The organism is Enterobacter sp. 168J2, assembly GCF_034107265.1.
Taxonomy (GTDB): Bacteria; Pseudomonadota; Gammaproteobacteria; order Enterobacterales; family Enterobacteriaceae; genus Enterobacter; species Enterobacter nematophilus.
Genome location: NZ_JAWNEB010000009.1, coordinates 49,832 through 75,657 on the forward strand (window position 1 = coordinate 49,832; position 25,826 = coordinate 75,657).

The window sequence follows — 25,826 nt, forward strand, 5'->3', positions numbered from 1 at the left end:
AGAATTCAATCATGGCATACAGCGAAAAAGTTATCGATCATTACGAGAACCCGCGCAACGTTGGCTCTTTTGACAACAGCGACGAATCTGTCGGTAGCGGCATGGTTGGCGCACCGGCGTGTGGCGACGTGATGAAGTTGCAGATTAAAGTCAACAATGAAGGTATCATTGAAGACGCGCGTTTCAAGACTTACGGCTGCGGTTCTGCAATTGCGTCCAGCTCCCTGGTCACCGAGTGGGTGAAGGGCAAGTCTCTGGACGAAGCACAGGCAATCAAAAACACGGATATTGCTGAAGAACTCGAACTGCCGCCGGTGAAAATTCACTGTTCAATTCTGGCAGAAGACGCGATCAAAGCCGCCATTGCGGATTACAAAAGCAAACGTGAAGCAAAATAATTGAGGTTTGAGTATGTCGATTACCCTTAGCGACAGCGCTGCCGCGCGAGTAAGCTCTTTTCTGGCGAACCGTGGTAAAGGCTTTGGCCTGCGACTGGGCGTACGTACCTCCGGCTGTTCTGGTATGGCTTACGTACTGGAGTTTGTTGACGAGCCGGCGTCTGACGACACCGTGTTTGAAGACAAGGGCGTGAAGGTGGTGGTCGATGGCAAAAGCCTGCAATTCCTCAACGGCACTCAGCTGGACTTCGTAAAAGAAGGCCTGAACGAAGGGTTCAAATTCACGAACCCGAACGTTAAAGACGAGTGTGGTTGCGGCGAAAGCTTCCACGTTTAACCGCGCGTCATCCGAAACCCCACCGTGGCTTTGCTACGCGTGGGGTTTGTTCTAACAGGCTACCCCTGAGATTGTTATGGATTACTTCACTCTCTTCGGACTACCCGCTCAATACCCGATCGATTTGCAGGCGCTGACGGTCCGCTTTCAGGATCTGCAGCGTCAGTATCATCCGGATAAATTCGCCAGCGGGACGCAGGCAGAACAGCTGGCTGCGGTTTCCCATTCTGCCACCATCAATCAGGCCTGGCAGACGCTGCGCCATCCGCTGGCGCGTGCAGAATACCTGCTCTCGCTCCACGGCTTTGATCTCGCGAGCGAGCAGCACACCGTGCGCGACACGGCGTTTCTGATGGAGCAGCTTACGCTTCGCGAAGAGCTGGACGAGATTGAACAGGCCAAAGACGAAGCGCGTCTGGAAAGCTTCATTAAGCGCGTAAAGGGCATGTTCGATACCCGCCATCAGCAGATGGTGGAGCAACTGAACAACGAGACCTGGGACGTGGCGGCAGATACTGTGCGCAAACTCCGTTTTCTCGATAAACTGCGAAGCAGCGCTGAACAACTCGAAGAAAAGCTGCTCGATTTTTAATTTCGGAAGCAATTATGGCCTTATTACAAATTAGTGAGCCTGGCTTAAGTGCCGCACCGCACCAGCGTCGACTGGCGGTGGGTATCGATCTGGGCACCACCAATTCCCTCGTGGCGACCGTGCGCAGCGGCCAGGCGGAAACGCTGGCCGACGAGCAGGGCCGCCATCTGCTGCCTTCCGTGGTTCACTACCAGCAGCAGGGGCACGCGGTCGGCTATGACGCCCGCGCCAACGCCGCGCGCGATCCGGCCAACACCATCAGCTCCGTCAAGCGCATGATGGGCCGCTCGCTGGCCGATATTCAGGCCCGCTATCCGCATCTGCCGTATCAGCTGCAGGCCAGTGAAAACGGCCTGCCGATGATCGCGACCGCGGCCGGCCTGCTGAACCCGATTCGCGTTTCCGCTGACATCCTCAAAGCGCTGGCGGAGCGTGCTAAAGCGACGCTCGGCGGCGATCTGGACGGCGTGGTGATCACCGTTCCGGCCTATTTTGACGATGCACAGCGTCAGGGCACCAAAGACGCCGCGCGTCTGGCGGGCCTGCACGTGCTGCGCCTGCTGAACGAACCGACGGCGGCGGCGATTGCCTACGGCCTCGACTCCGGTCAGGAAGGGGTAATCGCGGTTTACGACCTCGGCGGCGGCACCTTTGATATCTCGATCCTGCGCTTAAGCCGCGGGGTGTTTGAAGTCCTGGCGACCGGCGGGGATTCCGCGCTGGGCGGCGATGACTTCGACCATCTGCTGGCGGATTACATTCGCGAGCAGGCGGGCATCAGCGATCGCAGCGATGCCCGCGTACAGCGTGAACTGCTGGACGCGGCGATTGACGCCAAAATCGCCCTGAGCGATGCGCAGGCGGTTACCGTTAATGTCGCAGGCTGGCAGGGTGACATCACCCGCGACCAGTTCAGCGATCTGATTGCCCCGCTGGTGAAACGTACCCTGCTGGCCTGCCGTCGCGCATTGAAAGATGCGGGCGTCGAGGCCAGCGAGGTGCTGGAAGTGGTCATGGTGGGCGGTTCGACCCGCGTGCCGCTGGTGCGCGAGCGCGTGGGCGAATTCTTTGGCCGCACGCCGCTGACCTCCATCGACCCGGACAAAGTGGTCGCCGTGGGCGCCGCGATCCAGGCCGATATTCTGGTCGGCAACAAGCCGGACAGCGAAATGCTGCTGCTGGACGTCATCCCGCTGTCGCTGGGTTTAGAAACCATGGGCGGCCTGGTGGAGAAAGTGATCCCGCGTAACACCACCATTCCGGTGGCGCGCGCGCAGGAGTTCACTACCTTTAAGGACGGCCAGACCGCGATGTCCATCCACGTGATGCAGGGCGAACGCGAGCTGGTGCAGGACTGCCGCTCTCTGGCGCGCTTTGCGCTGCGCGGCATTCCGGCGCTACCTGCGGGCGGGGCGCATATTCGCGTGACTTTCCAGGTGGATGCGGACGGCCTGCTGAGCGTCACGGCGATGGAAAAATCCACCGGCGTGGAATCGTCCATCCAGGTGAAGCCGTCTTACGGCCTGACCGATGGCGAAATCGCCTCCATGATTCAGGACTCAATGAGCTACGCCGAGCAGGATGTGAAGGCGCGTATGCTGGCTGAACAAAAAGTTGAAGCCGCCCGCGTGCTGGAAAGCCTGAACGGCGCGCTTGCTGCCGATGCCGCGCTGTTAAGCGCCGCTGAGCGTCAGGTAATTGACGAGGCTGCCGCGCACTTAAGCGAGGTCGCTGAAGGCAATGACGCTGACGCAATAGAAGAAGCCATTAAAAACGTTGATAAACAAACCCAGGACTTCGCTGCTCGCCGCATGGACAAATCTGTCCGCGTCGCGCTGAAAGGCCAGTCCGTGGACGAGGTTTAATATGCCAAAGATTGTTATTTTGCCTCATGCGGACCTCTGTCCGGATGGCGCTGTTCTGGAAGCGAAGACCGGTGAAACCATTCTCGATGTTGCCCTGCGTGCAGGTATCGAAGTGGAACACGCCTGTGAAAAATCCTGTGCCTGCACCACCTGCCACTGCATCGTGCGTGAAGGTTTTGACTCTCTCGCCGAGAGCACCGAAGACGAAGACGACATGCTGGATAAAGCATGGGGTCTGGAGCCAGACAGCCGCCTGAGCTGCCAGGCCGCGGTGACCGATGAAGATCTGGTCGTGGAATTCCCACGCTATACCATCAACCACGCACGCGAGCATTAATATGGGACTGAAGTGGACAGACAGCCGCGAAATCGGCGAAGCGCTCTACGACGCGAACCCGGATCTCGATCCGAAGACCGTACGATTCACCGACATGCACCAGTGGATCTGCGATTTAGAGGATTTCGACGACGATCCAAACGCATCCAATGAAAAAATTCTGGAGGCGATTCTGTTAGTCTGGTTAGATGAAGCAGAGTAAATCACTTAACGGGCTGCCTTCAGGCGGCCCGTTTGCTAATAAGGATAAATAAAATGACCGAAGCGATGAAGATTACGCTCTCTACGCAGCCAGCCGACGCGCGCTGGGGCGAGAAAGCCACGTACAGCATCAACAACGACGGTATTACCCTGCACCTGACGGGCAAAGATGATTTAGGTCTGATCCAGCGCGCGGCGCGTAAAATTGATGGACTGGGCATTAAGCATGTGTCCCTGGAAGGCGAAGGCTGGGACACCGACCGCAGCTGGGCATTCTGGGCGGGCTACAAAGGCCCGAAGGGCACCCGCAAAATTGAGTGGGCGAACCTCGACGAAGCCGGTCAAAAAGAGCTGGAAAGCCGCCTGCAAATTATCGACTGGGTGCGCGACACCATCAACGCCCCGGCGGAAGAGTTAGGCCCTGAGCAGCTGGCGCAGCGCGCGGTTGACCTGCTGTGCGGCGTGGCGGGCGACAAGATGTCTTACCGTATCACCAAAGGTGAAGATCTGCGCGAGCAGAACTACATGGGCATCCACACCGTGGGCCGCGGTTCTGAGCGTCCTCCGGTCCTGCTGGCGCTGGATTACAACCCAACCGGCGATAAAGAAGCTCCGGTGTTTGCCTGCCTGGTGGGTAAAGGCATCACCTTTGACACCGGCGGCTACAGCCTGAAGCAGAGCGCGTTCATGGACTCCATGAAGTCCGACATGGGCGGCGCGGCTACCATCACCGGCGCGCTGGCGTTCGCCATCACCCGCGGTCTGAACAAGCGCGTGAAGCTCTACCTGTGCTGCGCGGACAACATGGTGAGCGGCAACGCCTTCAAGCTGGGCGACATCATTCGCTACCGCAACGGTAAAAACGTTGAGGTGATGAACACCGACGCCGAAGGCCGTCTGGTGCTGGCCGATGGCCTGATCGACGCCTCCGCGCAGAAGCCAGAGCTGATTATCGACATGGCGACCCTGACCGGCGCGGCGAAAACCGCCCTGGGCAACGACTACCACGCGCTGTTCAGCTTCGACGACAAGCTGGCCGCTCGCCTGCTGGCAAGCGCCGCTGCGGAAAACGAACCGTTCTGGCGTCTGCCTCTGGCCGAGTTCCACCGCAGCCAGCTGCCGTCTAACTTTGCCGAACTGAACAACACCGCGAGCGCGGCGTACCCGGCGGGGGCAAGCACCGCAGCAGGCTTCCTGTCGCACTTCGTTGAGAATTATCACGAAGGCTGGCTGCACATCGACTGCTCCGCAACCTACCGTAAAGCGGCAGTTGAGCAGTGGTCCGCGGGCGCGACCGGTCTGGGCGTTCGTACCGTGGCGAACCTGCTGACGGCTGAGTAATCGTTGCCCCTCACCCCAGCCCTCTCCCCAAAGGGGAGAGGGTGTTCAAATTCCCTCTCCCCTTTGGGGAGAGGGTTAGGGTGAGGGGAAAAGCACCATCTGGAATAACTATGTCCGAAACCAAAAACGAATTAGAAACCCTGCTGGAGCAGGCGGCGACCGAGCCCGCCCACCGTCCGGCATTTTTCCGCACGCTGCTGGAATCCACCGTCTGGGTGCCGGGCACCGCGGCGGAAGGTGAGCAGGTTGTCGAAGACAGCGCGCTGGATCTGCTGCACTGGGAGAAAGACGACGGCACCTCGGTGATCCCGTTCTTCACCTCGCTGGAAGCGCTGCAGGAAGCGGTAGAAGATGAACAGGCGTTCGTGGTGATGCCGGTGCGTACCCTGTTTGAAATGACGCTGGGCCAGACGCTGTTCCTTAACGCTAAGCTGCCAACCGGGAAAGAGTTCACCCCGCGTGAAATCAGCCACCTGATCGGTGAAGAGGGTAACCCGCTCAGCACCCAGGAGGTGCTGGAAGGGGGAGAAACGCTGCTGCTGTCTGAGGTGGCCGAGCCGCCTGCGCAGATGATCGATTCGCTGACCACGCTGTTCAAAACCCTGAAACCGGTTAGACGCGCGTTCCTCTGCTCGATCAAAGAGAGCGCTGACGAAAAGCCTGTTCTGCTGATTGGGATTGAGGCCGACGGCGATATCGACGACATCATTCAGGCGGCGGGAAGCGTGGCCACCGACACGCTGCCTGGCGATGAGCCGATCGATATCTGTCAGGTGACGAAAGGTGAAAAGGGCATCAGCCACTTTATCACCGAACACATCCCCCCGTTCTACGAGCGTCGCTGGGGCGGCTTCCTGCGCGATCTCAAGACTAACCGCATCATCTGATTACGGCGGGGTGAATATCACCCCGTTGCTTCCAGCAGCAGTAGATCCATCAGCAGCACCAGATTCGACTCAAACGACGTCACGCCCGCGGCTTCGGCGGCGAAGTGCACCGCTTCGTCATAGAGAGCAAAATGCACGTCCGCCATCCCCGCCAGCGTATTGGCCGACGCGCGGGTAAAGGCGACGATCGTCATGCCGACGTTTTTGGCAATCCGCGCTTTATCCAGCACCTGCTCCGTTTCGCCGCTTCGCGAAACGGCGATAAACACCTGATAGCGGGCGGCGTTGCTGAGGAAAATATTCCGGCTGTCCCCCGGCCCGGAGATGAACGCCGTTTTGCCCAACACCTGCAGCTTCTTGGTCAGGTACTCGGCAAACAGATAGGAAAATCCGGCCCCGTAGAGAAAAAAGCTCTCTTTCTGGCGCAGCAGCCCGGCAAACTGCTGGCGCTTCTCCTGCGTGACCCACTGGAAGGTGTGCTGATAGTTGGCGATAAACTGATTAAACAGCGCCGGGAGTTCAGGAAGGGATTGCGCCTCGGCGGCAATATGCGGCGTGTCGGAGAGCAGCTGCTTGCAGTGCCAGATAAATTCGCTAAAGCCGCTGAACCCCAGCTTCTGACACAGCCGCATAATGGTGGCGGTCGAAACAAACGTCGCCTGCGCCAGCTCACGCACCGTGATGTTGCCCACCAGCAGCGGATGCTCCGTGAGGTGGGCGAGGACGCGATACTCCGCGCGGGTCAGCGACGCCCCGCGCGTTAACAGCGTGGCCAGGCGGTTATCCATTATTTCGTTGGTTCAACCGGCAGATCGTCTCGCGCACCCCATTCGCTCCAGGCGCCGTCGTAGAGCGTGACGTCGTTCGCGCCGAGCGTGGCGAGCGCCAGAATCACTACGCAGGCGGTTACGCCGGAACCGCAGCTGGCAATAATCGGACGATGTAAATCCACGCCCGCACGATCAAAAATGGCGCGCAGCTCGTCGGTGGTTTTCAGCTCGCCCTCAAACACCAGGTCGCCCCACGGCACGTTCAGCGCCCCCGGGATATGTCCGCGCTTCAGTCCCGGACGCGGCTCGTCCGCTTCGGCATTAAAGCGCGGGGCGGGGCGGGCATCGACGATTTGCGCCGTTTTTTCATGGCTCGCGACCAGCACGTCGGTCAGGCGTTTCACCACGTTAGCGTCGAACGTCGCGTCGAACTCGCCTTCCGGCAGCGTCACGTCGCCCTGCTGGAGCGGCAGCTCGTCGCGCTTCCAGCCCGCCAGACCGCCCGCCAGAATCGAAACTTTTTCCACGCCAAACTGTTTCAGCATCCACCACGCGCGCGGCGCGGAGAAGAGGTTACCTTCATCGTAAACAACAAGATGTTTGTCTTTGCTGACGCCCAGCTCGCGCATCGCCACGGAAAACGCTTCCGGGCGCGGCAGCATGTGCGGCAGGGGGGAGGTATGATCGGAGAGGGCTTCGATATCAAAAAATACCGCGCCAGGCAGATGCCCTTCGCGGTATTCACCTGGAACGTCTCGATGTTCCTGGCCCGGCGGGGCCATACGCGCGTCAATGATCTGGACTTCCGGATCGTCGCCGTGCTCAATCAGCCAGTCGGCGGCGACAAAATATGAGGTGGACATGGGTTGCCTCCATTCTTTTCCGTAAAAAAGGATTGTCGGTGTTTTTTCTGACACCGACAAGCAAACCTCGTTCAACTCGCGAGCAAGCCCCTATTTTTTCACCGGTTCGCCGTCTTGCCAGGCTTTTTGCAGCGCAGGCCAGTAGTCGCGGTTGGCTTCAATCATATCATCCAGAATCGCTTTCGCGTGCTCCATGGTCGGCACGGTGCGGTTGAGGGTGAACGCCTGAAGCGCTTTCTCATAGCTGCCCTCGATGGTCGCCTCTACCAGCAGCTGTTCAGACGCCAGCTGCTGTTGCAGCAGAGTCTGATGGAACAGCGGCACCTGCCCCACGCGCACAGGCTCCGGCCCTTCGGAGGTGATATAGGCGGGCACTTCCACCACCGCATTGTACGGTAGATTAGTTATCGCCCCGCGGTTTTCCACCATCACCAGATGTCGTTGGCGCAGGTTAAAGGCCAGCGAGCAGGCGACATCGACGATAAACTCGCCGTGAACGCCCACGTGGAAGGCATCCGGTAAAATCCCGGTGCGCTTGTACTCTTCAGCAGCGGCAAAAAGTTTTTTCTCACGCCCGTTCATCACTTCATTGGCGCGGGTATAGTCCGGGTTCTGATGCTCCACAATCTGGTTCGGCATCAGGTAGTACTGCAAATACGGGTTCGGCAGGTACTCCGGGAAGTTATCCATAATCGGCTTGATGTTGCGCCAGGTTTTAACCCACGACGGATCGGAGTGCTGCGGATCGGTTTTGGCCGCATCTTCCGTCAGCAGGCCAAACTTCGCGATATGCTTGCGCAGCTCCGGCAGCTTGTCCTCGCCGTCCACCAGCACGCGAGTAAACCAGCCGAAGTGGTTCAGGCCAAAGTAGTCCACCTCCAGCCTGCGGCGATCCACGCCCAGAATCGCCCCCATATTGCGCATCGCGGCGACGGGCATATCGCAGATGTTCAGCACGCGAGCGTGCGGGCGCAGGCGGCGCACGCCTTCCGCGACGATCGCCGCCGGGTTGGAGTAGTTCACGATCCAGGCTTTCTCATGCGCGTAGCGATCCACCAGATCGATAAGCTCGACCATCGGCAGGATCGTGCGCAGTCCGTAGGCCAGCCCGCCGGGGCCGCAGGTCTCCTGGCCGACCACGCCGTGACGCAGCGGGATCTTCTCATCCTGCTCGCGCATTTTGTACTGGCCGACGCGCATCTGGGCAAAGACGAAATGCGCGCCGCTGAACGCCACTTCCGGGTCACTGGTGACGGTAAATTTGATGCTCTGGCTGTGGTCGCGAATCACTTTCTCAACCACCGGCGCAATGGTGTTCTGACGCGCCTCGTCGATGTCATAGAGGCGGATTTCGGCCAGCGGGAAATCCTGCAGGCGCACCATCAGGCTTTTCACAATACCCGGCGTGTAGGTGCTGCCGCCGCCGGCAATCGACAGAATGAATGGGGGTGTAAACATCTTTAGCTCCTTTCAGAGAAACGTCTCAACGGCTTCTCGCATTTTTTTGACGTGCAGCCCGTAGACCACCTGAACGTTATTACCTTGTTTGATAACCCCTTTCGCGCCGGTCGCCTTCAGGCGCGGCTCGTCGATGATGGCGACATCCTTCACCGTGACGCGTAAGCGGGTGTAGCAGTTATCCACAACCTCAATATTTTCCCGGCCGCCCAGGCCCACCACGATGGACTCGCCCAGCCCGTCGTTATTACCTTTCGCCTGGTACTCCTGCTTGCTGTAGAGGCGTGTCTCCCGATCCTCATCCTCACGGCCCGGGGTTTTCATGTTGAAGCGCAGGATCAGGAAGCGGAACACCACGAAGTAGAGGGCAAACATGATCAGCCCGACCACGATGTACATCGGCCAGTTGGACTTCTCGGTGCCGAGCGGCAGGTTGTAGAGAATGAAATCGATTATCCCGTTGGCGCCGATGGCGTGAACGCCCAGCAGCGAGAACAGCATCATGCCGATACCGGTCAGCACCGCATGCACCACGAACAGCAGCGGGGCGACGAACAGGAAGGAGAACTCAATCGGCTCGGTCACGCCGACCAGCAGCGAGGTCAGCGCCGCCGGGATCAGAATGGCTTTCGCAACGGCTTTACGCTCCGGCTTCGCGGTCATGTACATCGCCAGCGCGGCGGCGGGTAGGCCGAACATCTTGCTGATGCCGCGCGCGTCCCACACTACCGTACTGCTGAGCTGCTTCACGTCCGGGCAGGCCATCTCGGCGAAGTAGATATTGCGCGCGCCCTGATAGGTTGCGCCGCACACCTCCTGCGTGCCGCCCAGTTCGGTATAGAGGAACGGCGTATAAACCAGATGGTGCAGGCCGGTCGGCACAAGAATGCGCTCAAGGAAACCGTAAATGGCTACGCCGAACGGGCCGGAACCTTTAATGGCCAGCGCCAGCGCGCTAATGCCGTGCTGGGCAAACGGCCAGAGTTCGCTCATTACCACGCCGAGCAGCATAGAGACGGGCAACATGACAATCGCCACAAAGCAGTGGCCGGAGTAAATCGCCATCGCGCCGTTAAACTGTACGCCGGAATATTTGTTGTACAGATAACCGGAGAGCGCCCCGGTCAGGATCCCGGCGAAAACGCCCATCTCCAGCACCTGAACGCCCAGCACCATGCTTTGCCCGGCGGCTTTCATCTGCTCAGCAGGGGCCAGTTCGCCCTGCAGCTGTAGCGTCACGTTCATGGCATTGATAAACACCACGAAGGTCACCAACCCAATCAGCGCCGCGTAGCCTTTATCGCGCGTCGCCAGGCCAATCGGGATCCCGACGGCAAACACCAGCGCCAGGTTGACCAGTACCGACACGGCAGATTTGGCGATCAGCTGGCCGATACTCTGGATAAGCGGATGGCCAAGGAACGGCAAGTATTCGGCCAGGTTGCCGTTGCCCAGCACATTTCCAAAGGCGATAAACAGACCGACGATAGGTAAGATAAGTACCGGTCCGTACAATGATTTTCCGAAATTTTGTAGGGCGTTCACGGCTCGTTTCATGGCTTTCTCTCTTATTGAACCGCGCACTCGGGGTGCGTCATGGTCATAAAACTAGCAGGCTCAGAGCGGACATATCCAGCTATCTTCTTGTTTTAAAAACAAATGACGTAAAAGGTAACATGTGACGTTATGCGCTGTGATCGCTGTTCCATCCCGGTATAACGGGGGAATACCATTCTGCGAGGCGCTTTCCAGATTCTAAAATTGGACTTTTGGTATTAACGAAACTTGCGGATAATACTTATCCGGACGACGACCAACAGGCCCCCTCAGGCCAGGGACACAGGATGAAACCGTTTCGCTTAGCCGCGATCTCTCTCGCGCTGCTCACCACGTTTACGCTTGTCGGCTGTGATAACAGCGACGATAAGCCTCAGGCTGCTGCGCCAGCAGCGTCTACTGCATCAACACCGAAAGCCGCAGAAAAGCCCGACGCTGAAAAGCTGGCTAAAATGGCCGCCCAGAGTCAGGGAAAAGCGCTGACCCTGCTTGATGCCTCTGAAGTTCAGCTCGACGGTGCCGCCACGCTGGTGCTGACCTTCTCTGTGCCGCTGGATCCAAATCAGGATTTCGCCAAAACGGTGCATGTCGTGGATAAGAAAAGCGGCAAAGTTGACGGGGCGTGGGAACTCGCGCCTAACCTGAAAGAGCTTCGCCTGCGTCATCTGGAGCCTAACCGAAACCTGGTCATCACCGTGGATCGTGGCCTGGTGGCGCTGAACAAAGCGACCTTTGGCATTGATTATGAAAAAGCCCTGACCACGCGAGATATAGAACCAACGGTCGGTTTTGCCAGCCGCGGCTCGCTGCTGCCGGGCAAGGTGGTGGAAGGTCTGCCGGTGATGGCGCTTAACGTCAACAACGTGGACGTCAATTTCTACCGCGTGAAGCCGGAATCGCTGGCCTCGTTTGTCAGCCAGTGGGAGTACCGTAACGCCCTGACCAACTGGGAATCCGACAATCTGCTGAAGATGTCGGAACTGGTCTATACCGGTCGTTTTGACCTCAATCCGGCGCGCAACACGCGTGAAAAATTGCTCCTGCCGCTCAAAGATATCAAGCCGCTTCAGCAGTCCGGCGTTTATATCGCCGTCATGAACCAGGCCGGGCACTACAACTACAGCAATGCCGCAACGCTCTTTACCCTGAGCGATATCGGTTTGTCCGCTCACCGCTATCATAACCGGCTGGACATTTTCACCCAGAGTCTGGAAAACGGTGCGGCGCAGTCCGGCGTCACCGTCACGCTGTTGAATGACAAAGGGCAGACGCTTGCCGAGGCGAACAGCGACGCCGACGGTCATGCGAAGCTTGAAACCGATAAAGAAGCCGCGCTGATTCTGGCCAGCAAAGACGGCCAGACCACGCTGCTTGACCTCAAGCTTCCGGCGCTGGATCTGGCGGAGTTCGATATTGCCGGTAACCCGGGCTTCAGCAAGCAATTCTTTATGTTTGGCCCGCGCGATCTCTATCGTCCGGGTGAAACGGTGATCCTCAACGGCTTACTGCGCGACAGCGACGGAAAACCGCTTCCCGACCAGCCCGTGAAGCTTGACGTGCTGCGCCCGGACGGCCAGGTGGCACGCACGATCGTTGTTCAGCCTGAGAACGGCCTCTACCGCTTCAATTATCCGCTGGATAGCGGCGCGCAGACCGGCATGTGGCATATTCGCGCCAACACGGGCGATAACCTGCAGCGCCTGTGGGACTTCCACGTCGAAGACTTCATGCCTGAGCGTATGGCGCTGAACCTGACGGGACAAAAAGCGCCGGTTTCCCCGCAGGATAACGTGGACTTTAACGTCGTGGGCTATTACCTCTATGGCGCGCCGGCCAACGGCAACTCGCTGCAGGGCCAGCTTTTCCTGCGTCCGCTGCGCGAGGCGGTTGCTGCGCTGCCGGGCTTCCAGTTCGGTGATATTGCTGAGGAAAACCTGAGCCGCAGCCTGGATGAAGTGCAGCTTACGCTGGACGAGCAGGGGCGCGGGCAGGTGACCACCGAAAGCCAGTGGAAAGAGGTACACTCGCCGCTGCAGCTGATTCTGCAGGCCAGCCTGCTGGAGTCGGGCGGTCGTCCCGTGACGCGCCGCGCTGAGCAGGCCATCTGGCCCGCGGCGGAGCTGCCGGGTATTCGCCCGCAGTTCGCCAGTAAAGCGGTTTACGACTACCGTACCGATACCACCGTCAACCAGCCGATTGTCGATGAGAACGGCAACGCCAGCTTTGACATCGTCTATGCCGACGCCAGCGGGGCGAAAAAAGCGGTGTCCGGCTTGCAGGTTCGTCTGATCCGCGAGCGCCGCGACTACTTCTGGAACTGGTCTGAGAGCGAAGGCTGGCAGTCTCAGTTCGATCAAAAAGATCTGGTTGAGGGCGAGCAGGAGCTTAGCCTCAAGGCCGATGAAACCGGCAAAGTCACCTTCCCGGTGGAGTGGGGCTCATACCGTCTGGAAGTGAAAGCGCCTGATGAAATGGTCAGCAGCGTGCGCTTCTGGGCAGGCTACAGCTGGCAGGATAACAGTGACGGCACGGGAGCCGCACGCCCTGACCGCGTGACGCTGAAACTGGATAAGCCGGCCTATCAGCCAGGCGATACCATCCAGCTGCACATTGCAGCGCCAGCCGCAGGCAAGGGCTATGCCATGATTGAATCCAGCGAAGGGCCGCTGTGGTGGAAAGAGATCGACGTACCGGCAAACGGTCTGGATCTCTCCATTCCGGTGGATAAAGCCTGGAAACGGCACGATCTCTACCTCAGCACGCTGGTGGTGCGTCCTGGCGATAAATCCAAATCCGCCACGCCGAAGCGCGCGGTCGGTCTGCTGCATCTGCCGATGGGCGACGAAAATCGCCGTCTGAACATAGCGCTGGATAACCCGCAGAAAATGCGTCCAAACCAGACGCTCTCCGTGAAGGTGAAGGCCAGCGTGAAAGAGGGGGCGGTTCCGCAGAAAGTGAACGTGCTGGTCTCGGCGGTGGACAGCGGCGTGCTGAACATTACCGATTACGTCACGCCGGATCCGTGGCAGGCTTTCTTTGGCCAGAAGCGCTACGGCGCGGATATCTACGATATTTACGGCCAGGTCATTGAAGGGCAGGGCCGTATGGCCGCGCTGCGCTTCGGTGGTGATGGCGATGAACTCAAGCGCGGCGGCAAACCGCCGGTGAACCACGTCACCATTATTGCCCAGCAGGCTCAGCCGGTTACGCTGGATGCCAACGGAGAAGGCACCGTTACGCTGCCGATTGGTGATTTCAACGGCGAACTGCGTCTGATGGCGCAGGCGTGGACGGAAGATGATTTCGGCAGCAGCGAAAGTAAGGTTGTGGTGGCCGCGCCGGTTATTACCGAGCTTAATACGCCGCGCTTCCTGGCAAGTGGAGATACCTCACGGCTGACGCTGGATCTCACTAACCTGACCGACAAACCGCAAACGCTGAACGTCGCCCTGAGCGCGACAGGCAAACTGTCACTGGAAGGCGCACAGCCGCAGCCGGTTCAGTTGCCTCCGGGCGCGCGCAGCACCCTGTTCATTCCGGTGCGCGCGCTGGAGGGGGATGGCGAGGGTGAGGTGACGGCGCAGGTTACCGGCCTGGAGCTTCCGGGCGAAACCTTTGCCCCGCAGCAGAAGAGCTGGAAAATCGGCATTCGTCCGGCGTTCCCGGCGCAGACGGTCAATACCGGTGCCATGCTGACCCCCGGCGAGTCCTGGACCGCACCGGCGCAGCATAGTAACGGTTTCTCTCCTGCCACCCTGCAGGGGCAACTGCTGCTGAGCGGCAAACCACCGCTCAACCTGGCACGCTACATCCGCGAACTGCAGGCGTATCCGTATGGCTGCCTGGAACAAACCACCAGCGGCCTGTTCCCGTCTCTTTATACCAACGCGGCGCAGCTGACCGCGCTTGGCATCAAAGGAGATACCGATGACAAGCGCCGCGCTGCCATTGATATTGGGATCTCCCGCCTGCTGCAGATGCAGCGTGATGATGGCGGTTTTGCCTTGTGGGATAAAAACGGCCCGGAAGAGTACTGGCTGACCGCCTATGTGACTGACTTCCTGGTGCGCGCGGGCGAGCAGGGTTATAGCGTGCCTGCCGATGCGGTGAACAACGCCAGCAACCGTCTGCTGCGCTACCTGCAGGATCCGGGCATGATGTCTATCCGCTACAGCGACGACACCCAGGCCAGCAAGTTTGCCGTACAGGCGTATGCCTCGCTGGTGCTGGCGCGTCAGCAAAAAGCGCCGCTCGGTGCGCTGCGTGAAATCTGGGAGCGTCACGCTCAGGCCGCCTCCGGGCTGCCGCTGATGCAGCTGGGTATGGCGCTTAAACTGATGGGCGACGCGCCGCGCAGCCAGCAGGCGCTGGATCTGGCACTTAAAACGCCGCGCAACGACAGCAAAAACTGGATGGCTGATTACGGCAGCCAGTTGCGCGACAATGCCCTGATGCTCTCCCTGCTGGAAGAGTACAAGCTGCTGCCGGATGCGCAAAATACGCTGCTGAACGCGTTGTCTGAACAGGCTTTCAGCCAGCGCTGGCTGTCTACTCAGGAAAGCAACGCGCTGTTCCTGGCCGGACGTTCTCTGCAAACCCTGTCAGGCGCATGGCAGGCGAAAACCTCCCTGTCTGATACCGCATCAGGCGGCGATAAGGCGCAGGTACAAAACGTGAACGGCGACCAGCTTGGTGCGCTGCAGGTAACCAATACCGGCACGGCACCGCTGTGGGTACGTCTGGACAGCACCGGCTATCCGGAATATGCGCCTCAGCCGAGCTCCAGCGTGCTGCAGGTTGAACGTCATATCCTGGCAACAGACGGCAGCAGCAAATCGCTCTCTTCGCTGAAGAGCGGTGAGCTGGTGCTGGTCTGGCTTGAAGTGAAAGCCAGCCAGAACGTGCCGGATGCGCTGGTAGTGGATCTTCTCCCGGCAGGTCTGGAGCTGGAAAACCAGAACCTGGCGAGCAGCAGCGCCAGCCTGCAGGACAGCGGTAGCGAAGTGCAGAACCTGCTCAGCCAGATGCAGCAGGCGGACATTCAGCATATGGAGTTCCGCGACGACCGCTTTGTGGCAGCCGTGCCGGTAAACGAAGGTCAGCCGGTCACGCTGGTCTATCTGGCCCGCGCCGTGACGCCGGGAACCTATCAGGTGCCGGTTCCGATGGTGGAGTCTATGTACGTTCCGCAGTGGCGGGCAACGGGTGCGGCCAGCGGCCCGCTGATTGTTGTTCCGTAACATGCGAATGGCACGTCTGATACGCTCCCGCTGGCTCTGGCTGGCGGGAGCGCTTCTCGTTTTAGGGGGGCTGATTGTCGCCGCCGACCGCCTGTGGCCGCTGCCTCTGAAAGAGGTTAACCCCGCGCGAGTTGTGGTAGACGAAAAGGGCGCGCCGCTCTGGCGTTTTGCCGATAGCGAAGGCATCTGGCGCTACCCGGTTACGATTGAAGAGGTTTCTCCCCGTTATCTTGAGGCTCTGATCCAGTATGAAGATCGCTGGTTCTGGGATCATCCTGGCGTAAACCCGCTCTCTGTTCTTCGCGCAGCCTGGCAGGATCTCAGCTCCGGAAGAGTGGTTTCGGGAGGAAGCACGCTTACCATGCAGGTGGCGCGCCTGCTGGATCCGCATCCGCGCACCTTTGGCGGCAAAATTCGCCAGCTCTGGCGGGCGATGCAGCTGGAGTGGCATCTTTCTAAGCGTGACATTCTTACGCTCTATCTCAACCGCGCTCCGTTTGGCGGCACGCTGCAGGGCGTGGGGGCGGCAAGCTGGACCTATCTTGGAAAACCCCCTTCGCAGCTGAGCTACTCCGACGCGGCGCTGCTGGCGGTACTGCCGCAGGCACCCAGCCGTCTGCGCCCGGACCGCTGGCCCGAGCGGGCCGAAGCGGCACGCAACAAAGTGCTCGACCGCATGATGATTCAGGGCGTCTGGTCAGCAAAGCAGGTGAAAGAGTCCCGTGAAGAGCCGGTATGGCTGGCTCCCCGGCAGATGCCGCAGCTGGCGCCGCTCTTTGCACGCATGATGCTTGGCAAAAGCCGAGATACGAAAATTGTCACCACGCTGGATGCCGGACTGCAACGGCAGCTGGAAGAGCTGGCGATGAACTGGAAATCCCGCCTGCCTGCGCGCAGCTCGCTGGCGATGATCGTGGTCGATCATACCGACATGAAGGTGCGAGGCTGGGTTGGCTCGGTGGATATCAACGATGACAGCCGTTTTAGCCACGTGGATATGGTCAACGCGATCCGATCCCCGGGATCGGTATTAAAGCCCTTTATCTACGGCATGGCGCTGGACGATGGTCTAATCCATCCCGCCTCGCTGCTTCAGGACGTGCCCAGAAAAACCGGTGATTATCGCCCGGGAAATTTTGACAGCGGGTTCCACGGGCCGGTCAGCATGAGTGAAGCGCTGGTGCGTTCGCTCAACCTGCCAGCGGTACAGGTGCTGGAAGCCTATGGTCCCAAACGGTTTGCCGGGATGCTGAGCAATGCCGGGCTGCCGCTGATCCTGCCTGCCGGAGCGCAGCCGAATCTGTCGCTGATCCTGGGTGGCGCAGGCGCGAGGCTGGCGGATATCGCCGCCGCGTACAGCGCCTTTGCAAGGCATGGCAAGGCGGGCCGGCTGCGCTTACAGCCGAGCGACCCGCTGACTGAACGCCCGCTGTTATCGCCAGGTTCGGCGTGGATTATTCGCCGTATTCTGGCGAACGAGGCGCAGCCGCTGCCGGACAGCGCGCTGCCGCAAATCGCCCCCCTGGCGTGGAAAACGGGCACCAGCTACGGCTATCGCGATGCCTGGGCCATCGGTTTGAATGCCCGTTACGTAATAGGTATCTGGACAGGGCGACCTGACGGCACGCCGGTAGCGGGGCAGTTTGGTTTCGCCAGCGCGGTTCCGCTATTAAACCAGGTGAATAACCTGCTTCAGTCACGCTCGACGATAGACGAAGCCCGCCTGCCGCGCGATCCGCGCCCGGAAAGCGTCGGGCGGGGCGTGATCTGCTGGCCGGGCGGTCAGTCGCTGCCGGAAGGCAGTGAAAACTGTCGGCGCCGTCTTTCGACCTGGCTGCTGGAAGGGAGTGAACCGCCCACGCTACTGCTGCCGGAACAGGAAGGCATTCGCGGCATTCGTTTTCCGGTCTGGCTGGATAAAACGGGCAAGCGTGTGGCGGCAGATTGCCCTGATGCCACAGAAAAAGTTCTCGACGTCTGGCCGCTGCCGCTGGAGCCGTGGCTGCCTGCGACCGAGCGTCGTGCGGTACGGGTCCCGCCTTCATCAACAACCTGTCCTCCGTTGTCGCAGGATGCACCTGCGCCACTCATCCTGACAGGCGTGCGCGAAGGGGCCGTTATCAAACGTCTCCCGGGTGAATCCCGCGTTTCGCTGCCGCTTCAGGCGACCGGCAACAGCGGTGAGCGCTGGTGGTTTTTGAACGGTGAACCGCTGAGTGTAAAGGGAAGAGTTTACACATTACAGCTTGATAAATCGGGCGATTATCAGTTACTCGTTATGGATGAGAGCGGGCAGGTCGCGACGGTGAATTTTACGTTGCAGTGATCTGAAAACAGCTTTCGGATGTGAGCTGTTGCTAAAACTCGTCTTATTTTAAAAAAATGTTACCTGAATCCATAGGCAATGGCGCTATTGCTCTTTATAATCCGCGCCACACCATACTCAGGTATGCAAAACAACAGAACATTTTACAGAGGTTATCATGGCTATTGAACGTACTTTTTCCATCATCAAACCAAACGCGGTGGCAAAAAACGTTATTGGCAGCATCTTCGCTCGCTTCGAATCAGCAGGGTTTAAGATCGTTGGCACCAAAATGCTGCACCTGACCGTTGAGCAGGCTCGTGGTTTCTACGCTGAGCACGAAGGTCGTCCATTCTTTGATGGCCTGGTTGAGTTCATGACCTCCGGTCCAATCGTGGTGTCCGTGCTGGAAGGCGAAAACGCAGTTCAGCGTCACCGCGATCTGCTGGGTGCAACCAACCCGGACAACGCGCTGGCGGGTACCCTGCGCGCTGACTACGCGGACAGCTTCACCGAGAACGGCACCCACGGTTCCGACTCTGTTGAATCTGCTGCGCGCGAAATCGCCTTCTTCTTCGCGGAAGGCGAAGTGTGTCCACGTACCCGTTAATTTAACGGTTTCGTTTACACATTATTTTCGTAAATGCCACGTCCAGACGTGGCATCCCTGCGCCAGACTTTGTACAATGCAACGCCCCGGACGAGCAGACCGCTTTCCGGGGCGTTTCTATTCAACCCTCCATGGGCCACAACGTGTAACAACGAGGCCGGAAAAAATTATGTCTGAACTAGTGAATACCTCCGAAGTCGCCATTCCTGCGGTTCCCAATAAAAATGGAAAAATTAACCTGCTGGACCTGAACCGTCAGCAGATGCGCGAGTTCTTTAAAGATATGGGTGAGAAGCCGTTTCGTGCCGATCAGGTAATGAAGTGGATGTACCACTACTGCAGCGACAACTTTGATGAGATGACCGACATCAACAAAGTGCTGCGCAACAAGCTCAAAGAAGTGGCTGAAATCCGCGCGCCGGAAGTGGTGGAAGAGCAGCGCTCGGCAGACGGCACCATCAAATGGGCGATTGCGGTAGGCGATCAGCGCGTTGAAACCGTCTACATCCCGGAAGAAGACCGCGCCACGCTGTGCGTCTCTTCTCAGGTGGGCTGTGCGCTGGAGTGCAAATTCTGCTCTACGGCTCAGCAGGGTTTTAACCGTAACCTGCGCGTGTCTGAAATTATCGGCCAGGTCTGGCGTGCCGCTAAGATCGTGGGTGCGGCAAAAGTGACCGGCACGCGTCCGATCACCAACGTGGTAATGATGGGGATGGGCGAACCGCTGCTGAACCTGACCAACGTGGTGCCGGCGATGGAGATCATGCTGGATGACTTCGGTTTTGGCCTCTCCAAGCGCCGCGTGACGCTGTCTACCTCAGGCGTTGTGCCTGCGCTGGACAAGCTCGGCGACATGATTGACGTTGCGCTGGCTATCTCCCTGCACGCGCCAAACGATGAAATTCGTGACGAGATTGTACCGATTAACAAAAAGTACAATATCGAAACCTTCCTCGCTGCCGTGCGTCGCTACCTGGAGAAATCCAACGCGAATCAGGGCCGCGTTACCATCGAGTACGTGATGCTTGACCACGTTAACGACGGTACCGAGCACGCGCATCAGCTGGCTGAGCTGCTGAAAGATACGCCATGCAAAATCAACCTGATCCCATGGAACCCGTTCCCGGGCGCGCCGTATGGCCGCAGCTCGAACAGCCGTATCGACCGTTTCTCCAAGGTGCTGATGGAGTATGGTTTCACCACCATTGTGCGTAAAACCCGTGGTGATGATATCGATGCCGCGTGCGGGCAGCTGGCGGGCGACGTCATTGACCGTACCAAACGTACCCTGCGTAAACGCATGCAGGGCGAGACGATTGCGGTCAAAGCTGTTTGATTATTATGCACTCACGGCGCATTATCTGCGCCGTGATGCTTAATCTTTCTGAATAATCAGTCAGATTCGTGATGACTGATCAATAATTACGGTGCGTTTCATCCGACTTTCGGGCAGTATGTAACGACGTAACAACAGTTTAGCCGTTCGGGCAGGGCTGTACTGTCATCTCCGGGCTGACAGTCTTATACTGTCTGTTCAAGGTTAACTGACCTGAAGTTTCGCGGTGCGGGTGGCATTGTGACTCACCGGCACCTGAACCCTTTTTTTCACGTACCAGTAGTTGTAGCGAATGAATACTGAAGCCACTCACGACCAACATGAAGCACTCTCCACTGGCGTTCGTCTTCGCAACGCCCGTGAACAACTCGGACTCAGCCAGCAAGCTGTCGCAGAACGCTTGTGCCTGAAGGTTTCCACGGTTCGCGATATTGAAGAAGATAAGGCGCCTGCCGATCTGGCTTCAACATTTCTGCGCGGGTATATCCGCTCTTACGCAAAACTGGTGCACATCCCCGAAAACGAATTACTGCCAATGATGGAGAAGCAGGCACCGGTTCGTGCAGCAAAAGTTGCCCCGATGCAAACTTTCTCCCTGGGGAAACGTCGTAAAAAACGCGATGGCTGGCTGATGAGCTTTACCTGGCTGGTGCTGTTTGTTGTTGTCGGTCTGACCGGCGCGTGGTGGTGGCAAAACCACAAGGCGCAGCAGGAAGAGATCACCACCATGGCCGATCAATCCTCCGCCGAACTCAATCAGGCGAGCAACGGTGGCGCCCAGAGCGTCCCGCTGAACACCGAGGGTGCGGCGGCCTCAAGCGAGCCGCAAACGACGGCTCCGGCAACCGATGCAGCACAGGCTCCGGCCGCAACGGCTAACACCGCTGCGCCGCAGGCTCAGGATCAAAACGCGGTCGTCGCGCCTTCTCAGGCAAATGTCGATACCGCAACGAACGCCCCTGCAGCGACTCAGCCTGCGGACAACGCCGCGGCGTCCCTGCCGACTGACCCGGCGGCAACCGCCGCACCAGCCGCCGATCCAAACGCGCTGGTGATGAACTTCACGGCTGACTGCTGGCTGGAAGTGACTGACGCGACAGGTAAAAAACTCTTCAGTGGCCTGCAGCGTAAAGATGGCAATTTAAATCTGGTCGGTCAGGCTCCTTATAAGCTTAAAATTGGCGCTCCGGCAGCGGTACAGATCCAGTATCAAGGAAAACCTGTCGACCTGAGCCGCTTTATCAGAACTAACCAGGTTGCACGTCTTACCGTTAATGCCGAACAATCAGCAGCACAGTAACAGACGGGCAACGCGGGAGATTTTTCATGCATAACCAGGCTCCGATTCAACGTAGAAAATCGAAACGGATTTACGTTGGGAATGTGCCAGTCGGCGATGGGGCACCTATCGCCGTCCAGTCGATGACCAATACGCGCACCACGGACGTGGAAGCGACGGTCAACCAAATCAAAGCATTAGAGCGTGTAGGCGCGGACATTGTTCGCGTCTCCGTGCCCACCATGGATGCCGCTGAGGCGTTTAAGCTGATCAAACAGCAGGTCAGCGTTCCGCTGGTTGCAGATATCCACTTCGACTACCGTATCGCGCTGAAAGTCGCTGAATACGGCGTCGACTGCCTGCGTATCAACCCGGGCAACATCGGTAATGAAGAGCGAATCCGCATGGTGGTGGACTGCGCCCGCGACAAAAATATCCCTATCCGTATCGGCGTCAACGCCGGCTCCCTGGAAAAGGATCTCCAGGAAAAATACGGCGAGCCTACGCCGCAGGCGCTGCTCGAATCCGCGATGCGTCACGTCGATCATCTCGATCGCCTTAACTTCGATCAGTTTAAAGTCAGCGTAAAAGCGTCCGACGTCTTCCTCGCGGTGGAATCTTACCGCCTGCTGGCAAAAGAGATCGATCAGCCTCTGCACCTCGGGATCACCGAAGCGGGCGGCCTGCGTAGCGGTTCGGTTAAGTCCGCGATCGGTCTGGGGCTGCTGCTCTCCGAAGGGATCGGCGACACCCTGCGCGTCTCGCTGGCGGCCGATCCGGTCGAAGAGATCAAGGTCGGTTTCGATATCCTGAAATCACTGCGCATTCGTTCGCGCGGGATCAACTTCATTGCCTGCCCAACCTGCTCACGTCAGGAATTTGACGTGATCGGCACGGTGAATGCCCTGGAACAGCGTTTGGAAGACATCATCACCCCGATGGACGTTTCCATCATCGGCTGCGTGGTGAACGGTCCGGGTGAAGCGCTGGTGTCAACTCTGGGCGTAACCGGCGGTAACAAGAAAAGTGGTCTCTATGAAGATGGCGTTCGTAAAGATCGTCTGGATAATAGCGACATGATCGATCAGCTTGAAGCCCGCATCCGCGCCAAGGCCGCGATGATGGACGAAACGCAGCGCATTAGCGTTCAGCAGGTTGAAAAATAACGTGATGGGAAGCGTGCCGCTTCCCATGTATGATTGAACCCATTCTTTGGGTTTTTTTTGTATATAGAAAGAGAATAAACGTGGCAAAAAACATTCAAGCCATCCGCGGCATGAACGATTACCTGCCTGGCGAAACCGCCATCTGGCAGCGCATTGAAGGCACGCTGAAGCAGGTGCTCGGCAGCTACGGTTACAGCGAAATCCGTTTGCCGATTGTAGAGCAGACCCCGTTATTCAAACGCGCGATCGGTGAAGTAACCGACGTGGTTGAAAAAGAGATGTACACCTTTGAGGACCGCAACGGCGACAGCCTGACCCTGCGTCCGGAAGGTACGGCGGGCTGCGTACGCGCCGGCATCGAACATGGTCTTCTGTACAATCAGGAGCAGCGCCTGTGGTATATCGGCCCGATGTTCCGCCACGAACGTCCGCAGAAAGGTCGTTACCGTCAGTTCAACCAGCTGGGTGTGGAAGTCTTTGGCCTGCAGGGCCCGGACATCGACGCCGAACTGATTATGCTGACCGCCCGCTGGTGGCGTGCCCTCGGTATCGCCGATCATGTCTCCCTGGAGCTGAACTCAATCGGTTCTCTGGAAGCGCGCGCAAACTACCGCGATGCGCTGGTGGCGTTCCTGGAGCAGCATAAAGAGAAGCTGGACGAAGACTGCAAACGTCGCATGTACAGCAACCCGCTGCGCGTGCTGGATTCCAAAAACCCTGATGTCCAGGCGCTGCTGAACGATGCCCCTGCGCTGGGTGACTACCTGGACGACGAGTCTCGCGAACACTTTACCGGCCTGTGCAAGCTGCTCGAAGCGGCGGGCATTGCCTACACCGTGAACCAGCGTCTGGTGCGCGGTCTGGACTACTATAACCGCACCGTGTTTGAGTGGGTAACCACCAGCCTCGGTTCGCAGGGTACCGTGTGTGCCGGCGGCCGTTATGACGGTCTGGTTGAGCAGCTGGGTGGCCGTGCGGCGCCTGCGGTTGGCTTCGCGATGGGTCTTGAGCGACTTGTTTTGCTGGTTCAGGCAGTTAATCCGGAATTTAAAGCAGATTCCGTTGTCGATATATACCTGGTGGCTTCAGGCGCGGAAACGCAGTCTGCGGCGATGCAGCTTGCCGAACGCGTGCGCGATGCGCTGCCGGGCGTTAAGCTGATGACCAACCATGGCGGCGGCAACTTCAAAAAACAGTTTGCTCGTGCCGATAAGTGGGGCGCAAGTATTGCACTGGTGCTGGGCGAGTCCGAAGTGGCTAACGGCGAAGTGGTAGTAAAAGACCTGCGCTCTGGTGAGCAGACAACGGTAACGCAGGACGGCGTTGCGGCGCACTTGCGCACTCTATTGGGCTAAGGAGAAAGACGGCGTGGAAATGTACGAGAACGAACACGATCAGGTCGACGCGATTAAACGCTTCTTTGCTGAAAACGGCAAAGCGCTGGTTGTTGGGGTAATTTTAGGTGTGGGTGCGCTGGTTGGCTGGCGTTACTGGAACAATCATCAGGCGGATTCCGCGCGCGGCGCGTCGCTGTCTTATGAAAATACCGTTAGCGCGCTCCGCGCCGATCAGCCACAAACGCTGGTGGCGGCAGAGAAATTTGCCGCTGACAACAAAAACACCTACGGTGCGCTGGCTGCACTGGAAGTGGCTCAGCAGTACGTTGATAAAAACGAACTGGATAAAGCCGCTGCTCAGCTGTCTCAGGGCCTTGCTGCTGCCAGCGATGAAAACCTGAAAGCCGTGATCAATCTGCGCCTGGCACGTATTCAGGTTCAGCAGAAAAAAGCTGACGACGCGCTGAAAACGCTCGATACCATCAAAGGCGAAGGTTTTGCTGCCATCGTTGCCGATCTGCGCGGTGAAGCACTGCTGAGCAAGGGTGACAAAGCGGGCGCGCGTAAAGCGTGGCAAGCTGGCGTAGAGAGCAAAGCGTCACCTGCGCTGAGCGAAATGATGCAGATGAAAATAAATAATTTGTCCGTCTGAGAGGGACCCGATGCAATTGCGTAAATTACTTCTGCCAGGACTGCTTTCTGTTACGTTATTGAGTGGTTGTTCACTGTTCAGTGGCGAAGAAGACGTTGTGAAAATGTCCCCACTGCCGACGGTTGAAAACCAGTTTACCCCATCCACCGCGTGGGATGTCTCCGTGGGAAGTGGGATTGGCGATTTCTATTCCAACCTTCATCCTGCGTATGCAGACAGCGTTGTCTATGCCGCTGACCGCAAAGGCACCGTGAAAGCGGTAAACGCCGATGACGGGAAAGAAGTCTGGTCCGTTAACCTGGCGGAAAAAGACGGCTGGTTCTCCCGTAAACCTGCACTGCTGTCTGGCGGCCTGACCGTTTCCGGTGGGCATGTCTACGTGGGCAGCGAAAAAGCGCAGGTTTATGCGCTGAACAGCAGCGACGGCTCTATTGCCTGGCAAACAACCGTAGCCGGTGAGTCGCTGTCTCGCCCGGTGGTGAGCGACGGCCTGGTGCTGATTCATACCAGCAACGGCCAGCTGCAGGCGCTGAACGAAGCGGACGGTCTGGTGAAATGGACCGTTAACCTGGATATGCCTGCGCTCTCTCTGCGCGGTGAATCTGCACCTGCGACCGCATTCGGCGCTGCCATTGTGGGCGGTGACAACGGTCGCGTGAGCGCCGTGCTGATGCAGCAGGGCCAGATGATCTGGCAGCAGCGTATCTCTCAGGCCACTGGCTCAACGGAAATTGACCGCCTGAGCGACGTAGATACTACCCCGGTTATCGTTGACGGTGTGGTTTACGCCCTGGCCTATAACGGCAACCTGACCGCGCTGGACCTGCGCAGCGGCCAGATCATGTGGAAACGTGAGCTGGGCTCTGTGAATGATTTCATCGTGGACGGTAACCGCATCTATATGGTTGACCAGAACGACCGCCTGCTGGCGCTGAGCACCGAAGGCGGCGTGACGCTGTGGACGCAAAGCGATCTGCTGCACCGTCTGCTGACCGCGCCAGTGCTGTACAACGGTAGCCTGGTGGTTGGCGACAGCGAAGGCTATATGCACTGGGTTGATCCAGAGAATGGCCGCTTCGTGGCACAGCAGAAAGTGGACGGTTCAGGCTTCCTGACCGACCCGGTTGTGGCTGACGGCAAACTGCTGATTCAGGCAAAAGACGGCACGCTGTACGCGATCACGCGTTAATTACCCGGCGGTTGTAGTATACTAAACGGCTCCTGTTCACTCAGGAGCCGTTTTGACATTTTTAAAAACGCTGCGAAAGCGACGTTTATTTGAATTTTATGAGGCT

The 25,826-nt window shown here is 58.4% G+C and carries 21 protein-coding genes; 17 read left to right on the forward strand and 4 right to left on the reverse strand.

Annotated elements, in window-relative coordinates; all coding sequences use genetic code 11:
* Positions 1 to 11: 11 nt before the first annotated feature.
* The 8 genes from iscU to sseB all read left to right on the forward strand — a co-directional run bounded on the left by iscU (position 12) and on the right by sseB (position 5,958).
* Positions 12 to 398 (forward strand): Fe-S cluster assembly scaffold IscU, encoded by a 387-nt coding sequence (gene iscU, locus USG84_RS19250; protein WP_003860661.1) that lies wholly within the window; start codon positions 12 to 14, stop codon positions 396 to 398.
* A 13-nt stretch (positions 399 to 411) separates the two neighbouring features.
* Positions 412 to 735, forward strand: coding sequence for an iron-sulfur cluster assembly protein IscA (iscA, locus tag USG84_RS19255; RefSeq protein ID WP_003860659.1), 324 nt, complete (start codon positions 412 to 414; stop codon positions 733 to 735).
* A 76-nt stretch (positions 736 to 811) separates the two neighbouring features.
* Positions 812 to 1,327, forward strand: coding sequence for a co-chaperone HscB (gene hscB / locus USG84_RS19260; RefSeq protein WP_061097385.1), 516 nt, complete (start codon positions 812 to 814; stop codon positions 1,325 to 1,327).
* 14 nt (positions 1,328 to 1,341) lie between these two features.
* The gene (hscA, locus tag USG84_RS19265; protein WP_253542963.1) at positions 1,342 to 3,192 is read left to right on the forward strand and encodes a Fe-S protein assembly chaperone HscA; all 1,851 of its coding nucleotides are present in this window, start codon (positions 1,342 to 1,344) and stop codon (positions 3,190 to 3,192) included.
* A 1-nt stretch (position 3,193) separates the two neighbouring features.
* Positions 3,194 to 3,529 (forward strand): ISC system 2Fe-2S type ferredoxin, encoded by a 336-nt coding sequence (gene fdx, locus USG84_RS19270; protein WP_003860652.1) that lies wholly within the window; start codon positions 3,194 to 3,196, stop codon positions 3,527 to 3,529.
* 1 nt (position 3,530) lies between these two features.
* Positions 3,531 to 3,731 (forward strand): Fe-S cluster assembly protein IscX, encoded by a 201-nt coding sequence (gene iscX, locus USG84_RS19275; RefSeq protein ID WP_003860650.1) that lies wholly within the window; start codon positions 3,531 to 3,533, stop codon positions 3,729 to 3,731.
* A gap of 53 nt (positions 3,732 to 3,784) precedes the next feature.
* A complete protein-coding gene (gene pepB, locus USG84_RS19280) occupies positions 3,785 to 5,071 on the forward strand; it encodes an aminopeptidase PepB (protein ID WP_061097387.1) in 1,287 nt (428 codons plus the stop codon).
* A gap of 110 nt (positions 5,072 to 5,181) precedes the next feature.
* Positions 5,182 to 5,958, forward strand: coding sequence for an enhanced serine sensitivity protein SseB (sseB, locus tag USG84_RS19285; protein WP_151414111.1), 777 nt, complete (start codon positions 5,182 to 5,184; stop codon positions 5,956 to 5,958).
* 17 nt (positions 5,959 to 5,975) lie between these two features.
* On the opposite strand, the gene USG84_RS19290 is transcribed toward sseB, so the two are convergent.
* From USG84_RS19290 to USG84_RS19305, 4 genes are all read right to left on the reverse strand, one after another.
* Positions 5,976 to 6,746 carry a MurR/RpiR family transcriptional regulator gene (locus tag USG84_RS19290; RefSeq protein WP_151414110.1) on the reverse strand — a complete coding sequence of 257 codons (771 nt, stop codon included), beginning with the start codon at positions 6,744 to 6,746 and terminating at the stop codon, positions 5,976 to 5,978.
* Positions 6,746 to 7,591, reverse strand: coding sequence for a 3-mercaptopyruvate sulfurtransferase (gene sseA, locus USG84_RS19295; RefSeq protein ID WP_253542961.1), 846 nt, complete (start codon positions 7,589 to 7,591; stop codon positions 6,746 to 6,748). The genes USG84_RS19290 and sseA overlap by 1 nt, the downstream gene beginning before the upstream one ends.
* A 90-nt stretch (positions 7,592 to 7,681) precedes the next feature.
* On the reverse strand, positions 7,682 to 9,049 hold the full coding sequence (locus USG84_RS19300; RefSeq protein ID WP_151414109.1) for a 6-phospho-alpha-glucosidase: 1,368 nt from the start codon (positions 9,047 to 9,049) through the stop codon (positions 7,682 to 7,684).
* Between the two features lie 12 nt (positions 9,050 to 9,061).
* Positions 9,062 to 10,606, reverse strand: a complete 1,545-nt coding sequence (locus USG84_RS19305; RefSeq protein ID WP_061097392.1) for a PTS transporter subunit EIIC — start codon at positions 10,604 to 10,606, stop codon at positions 9,062 to 9,064.
* A gap of 287 nt (positions 10,607 to 10,893) precedes the next feature.
* Here USG84_RS19305 and USG84_RS19310 point away from each other — a divergent pair, with 287 nt between their 5' ends.
* The 9 genes from USG84_RS19310 (at position 10,894) to bamB (ending at position 25,720) form a co-directional block, all read left to right on the forward strand.
* A complete protein-coding gene (locus USG84_RS19310) occupies positions 10,894 to 15,846 on the forward strand; it encodes an alpha-2-macroglobulin family protein (protein WP_253542959.1) in 4,953 nt (1,650 codons plus the stop codon).
* Position 15,847: 1 nt separating this feature from the next.
* Entirely contained in the window at positions 15,848 to 18,172 is a 2,325-nt protein-coding gene (gene pbpC / locus USG84_RS19315) for a peptidoglycan glycosyltransferase PbpC (RefSeq protein ID WP_253542957.1), read from the forward strand.
* A 157-nt stretch (positions 18,173 to 18,329) separates the two neighbouring features.
* Positions 18,330 to 18,761: a nucleoside-diphosphate kinase gene (gene ndk, locus USG84_RS19320; protein WP_003860625.1), complete on the forward strand. Its 432-nt coding sequence runs from the start codon at positions 18,330 to 18,332 to the stop codon at positions 18,759 to 18,761.
* Between the two features lie 169 nt (positions 18,762 to 18,930).
* On the forward strand, positions 18,931 to 20,097 hold the full coding sequence (locus tag USG84_RS19325; protein ID WP_014884812.1) for a bifunctional tRNA (adenosine(37)-C2)-methyltransferase TrmG/ribosomal RNA large subunit methyltransferase RlmN: 1,167 nt from the start codon (positions 18,931 to 18,933) through the stop codon (positions 20,095 to 20,097).
* A 292-nt stretch (positions 20,098 to 20,389) separates the two neighbouring features.
* Positions 20,390 to 21,397: a cytoskeleton protein RodZ gene (rodZ, locus tag USG84_RS19330; protein WP_061097399.1), complete on the forward strand. Its 1,008-nt coding sequence runs from the start codon at positions 20,390 to 20,392 to the stop codon at positions 21,395 to 21,397.
* 26 nt (positions 21,398 to 21,423) lie between these two features.
* Positions 21,424 to 22,542: a flavodoxin-dependent (E)-4-hydroxy-3-methylbut-2-enyl-diphosphate synthase gene (ispG, locus tag USG84_RS19335; protein ID WP_320738423.1), complete on the forward strand. Its 1,119-nt coding sequence runs from the start codon at positions 21,424 to 21,426 to the stop codon at positions 22,540 to 22,542.
* Between the two features lie 80 nt (positions 22,543 to 22,622).
* A complete protein-coding gene (hisS, locus tag USG84_RS19340; protein ID WP_116343255.1) occupies positions 22,623 to 23,897 on the forward strand; it encodes a histidine--tRNA ligase in 1,275 nt (424 codons plus the stop codon).
* Positions 23,898 to 23,910: 13 nt separating this feature from the next.
* Positions 23,911 to 24,531 (forward strand): YfgM family protein, encoded by a 621-nt coding sequence (locus tag USG84_RS19345; RefSeq protein WP_061097402.1) that lies wholly within the window; start codon positions 23,911 to 23,913, stop codon positions 24,529 to 24,531.
* A 10-nt stretch (positions 24,532 to 24,541) separates the two neighbouring features.
* Positions 24,542 to 25,720, forward strand: a complete 1,179-nt coding sequence (bamB, locus tag USG84_RS19350) for an outer membrane protein assembly factor BamB (protein WP_048957768.1) — start codon at positions 24,542 to 24,544, stop codon at positions 25,718 to 25,720.
* The last annotated feature ends 106 nt before the right edge of the window (positions 25,721 to 25,826 follow it).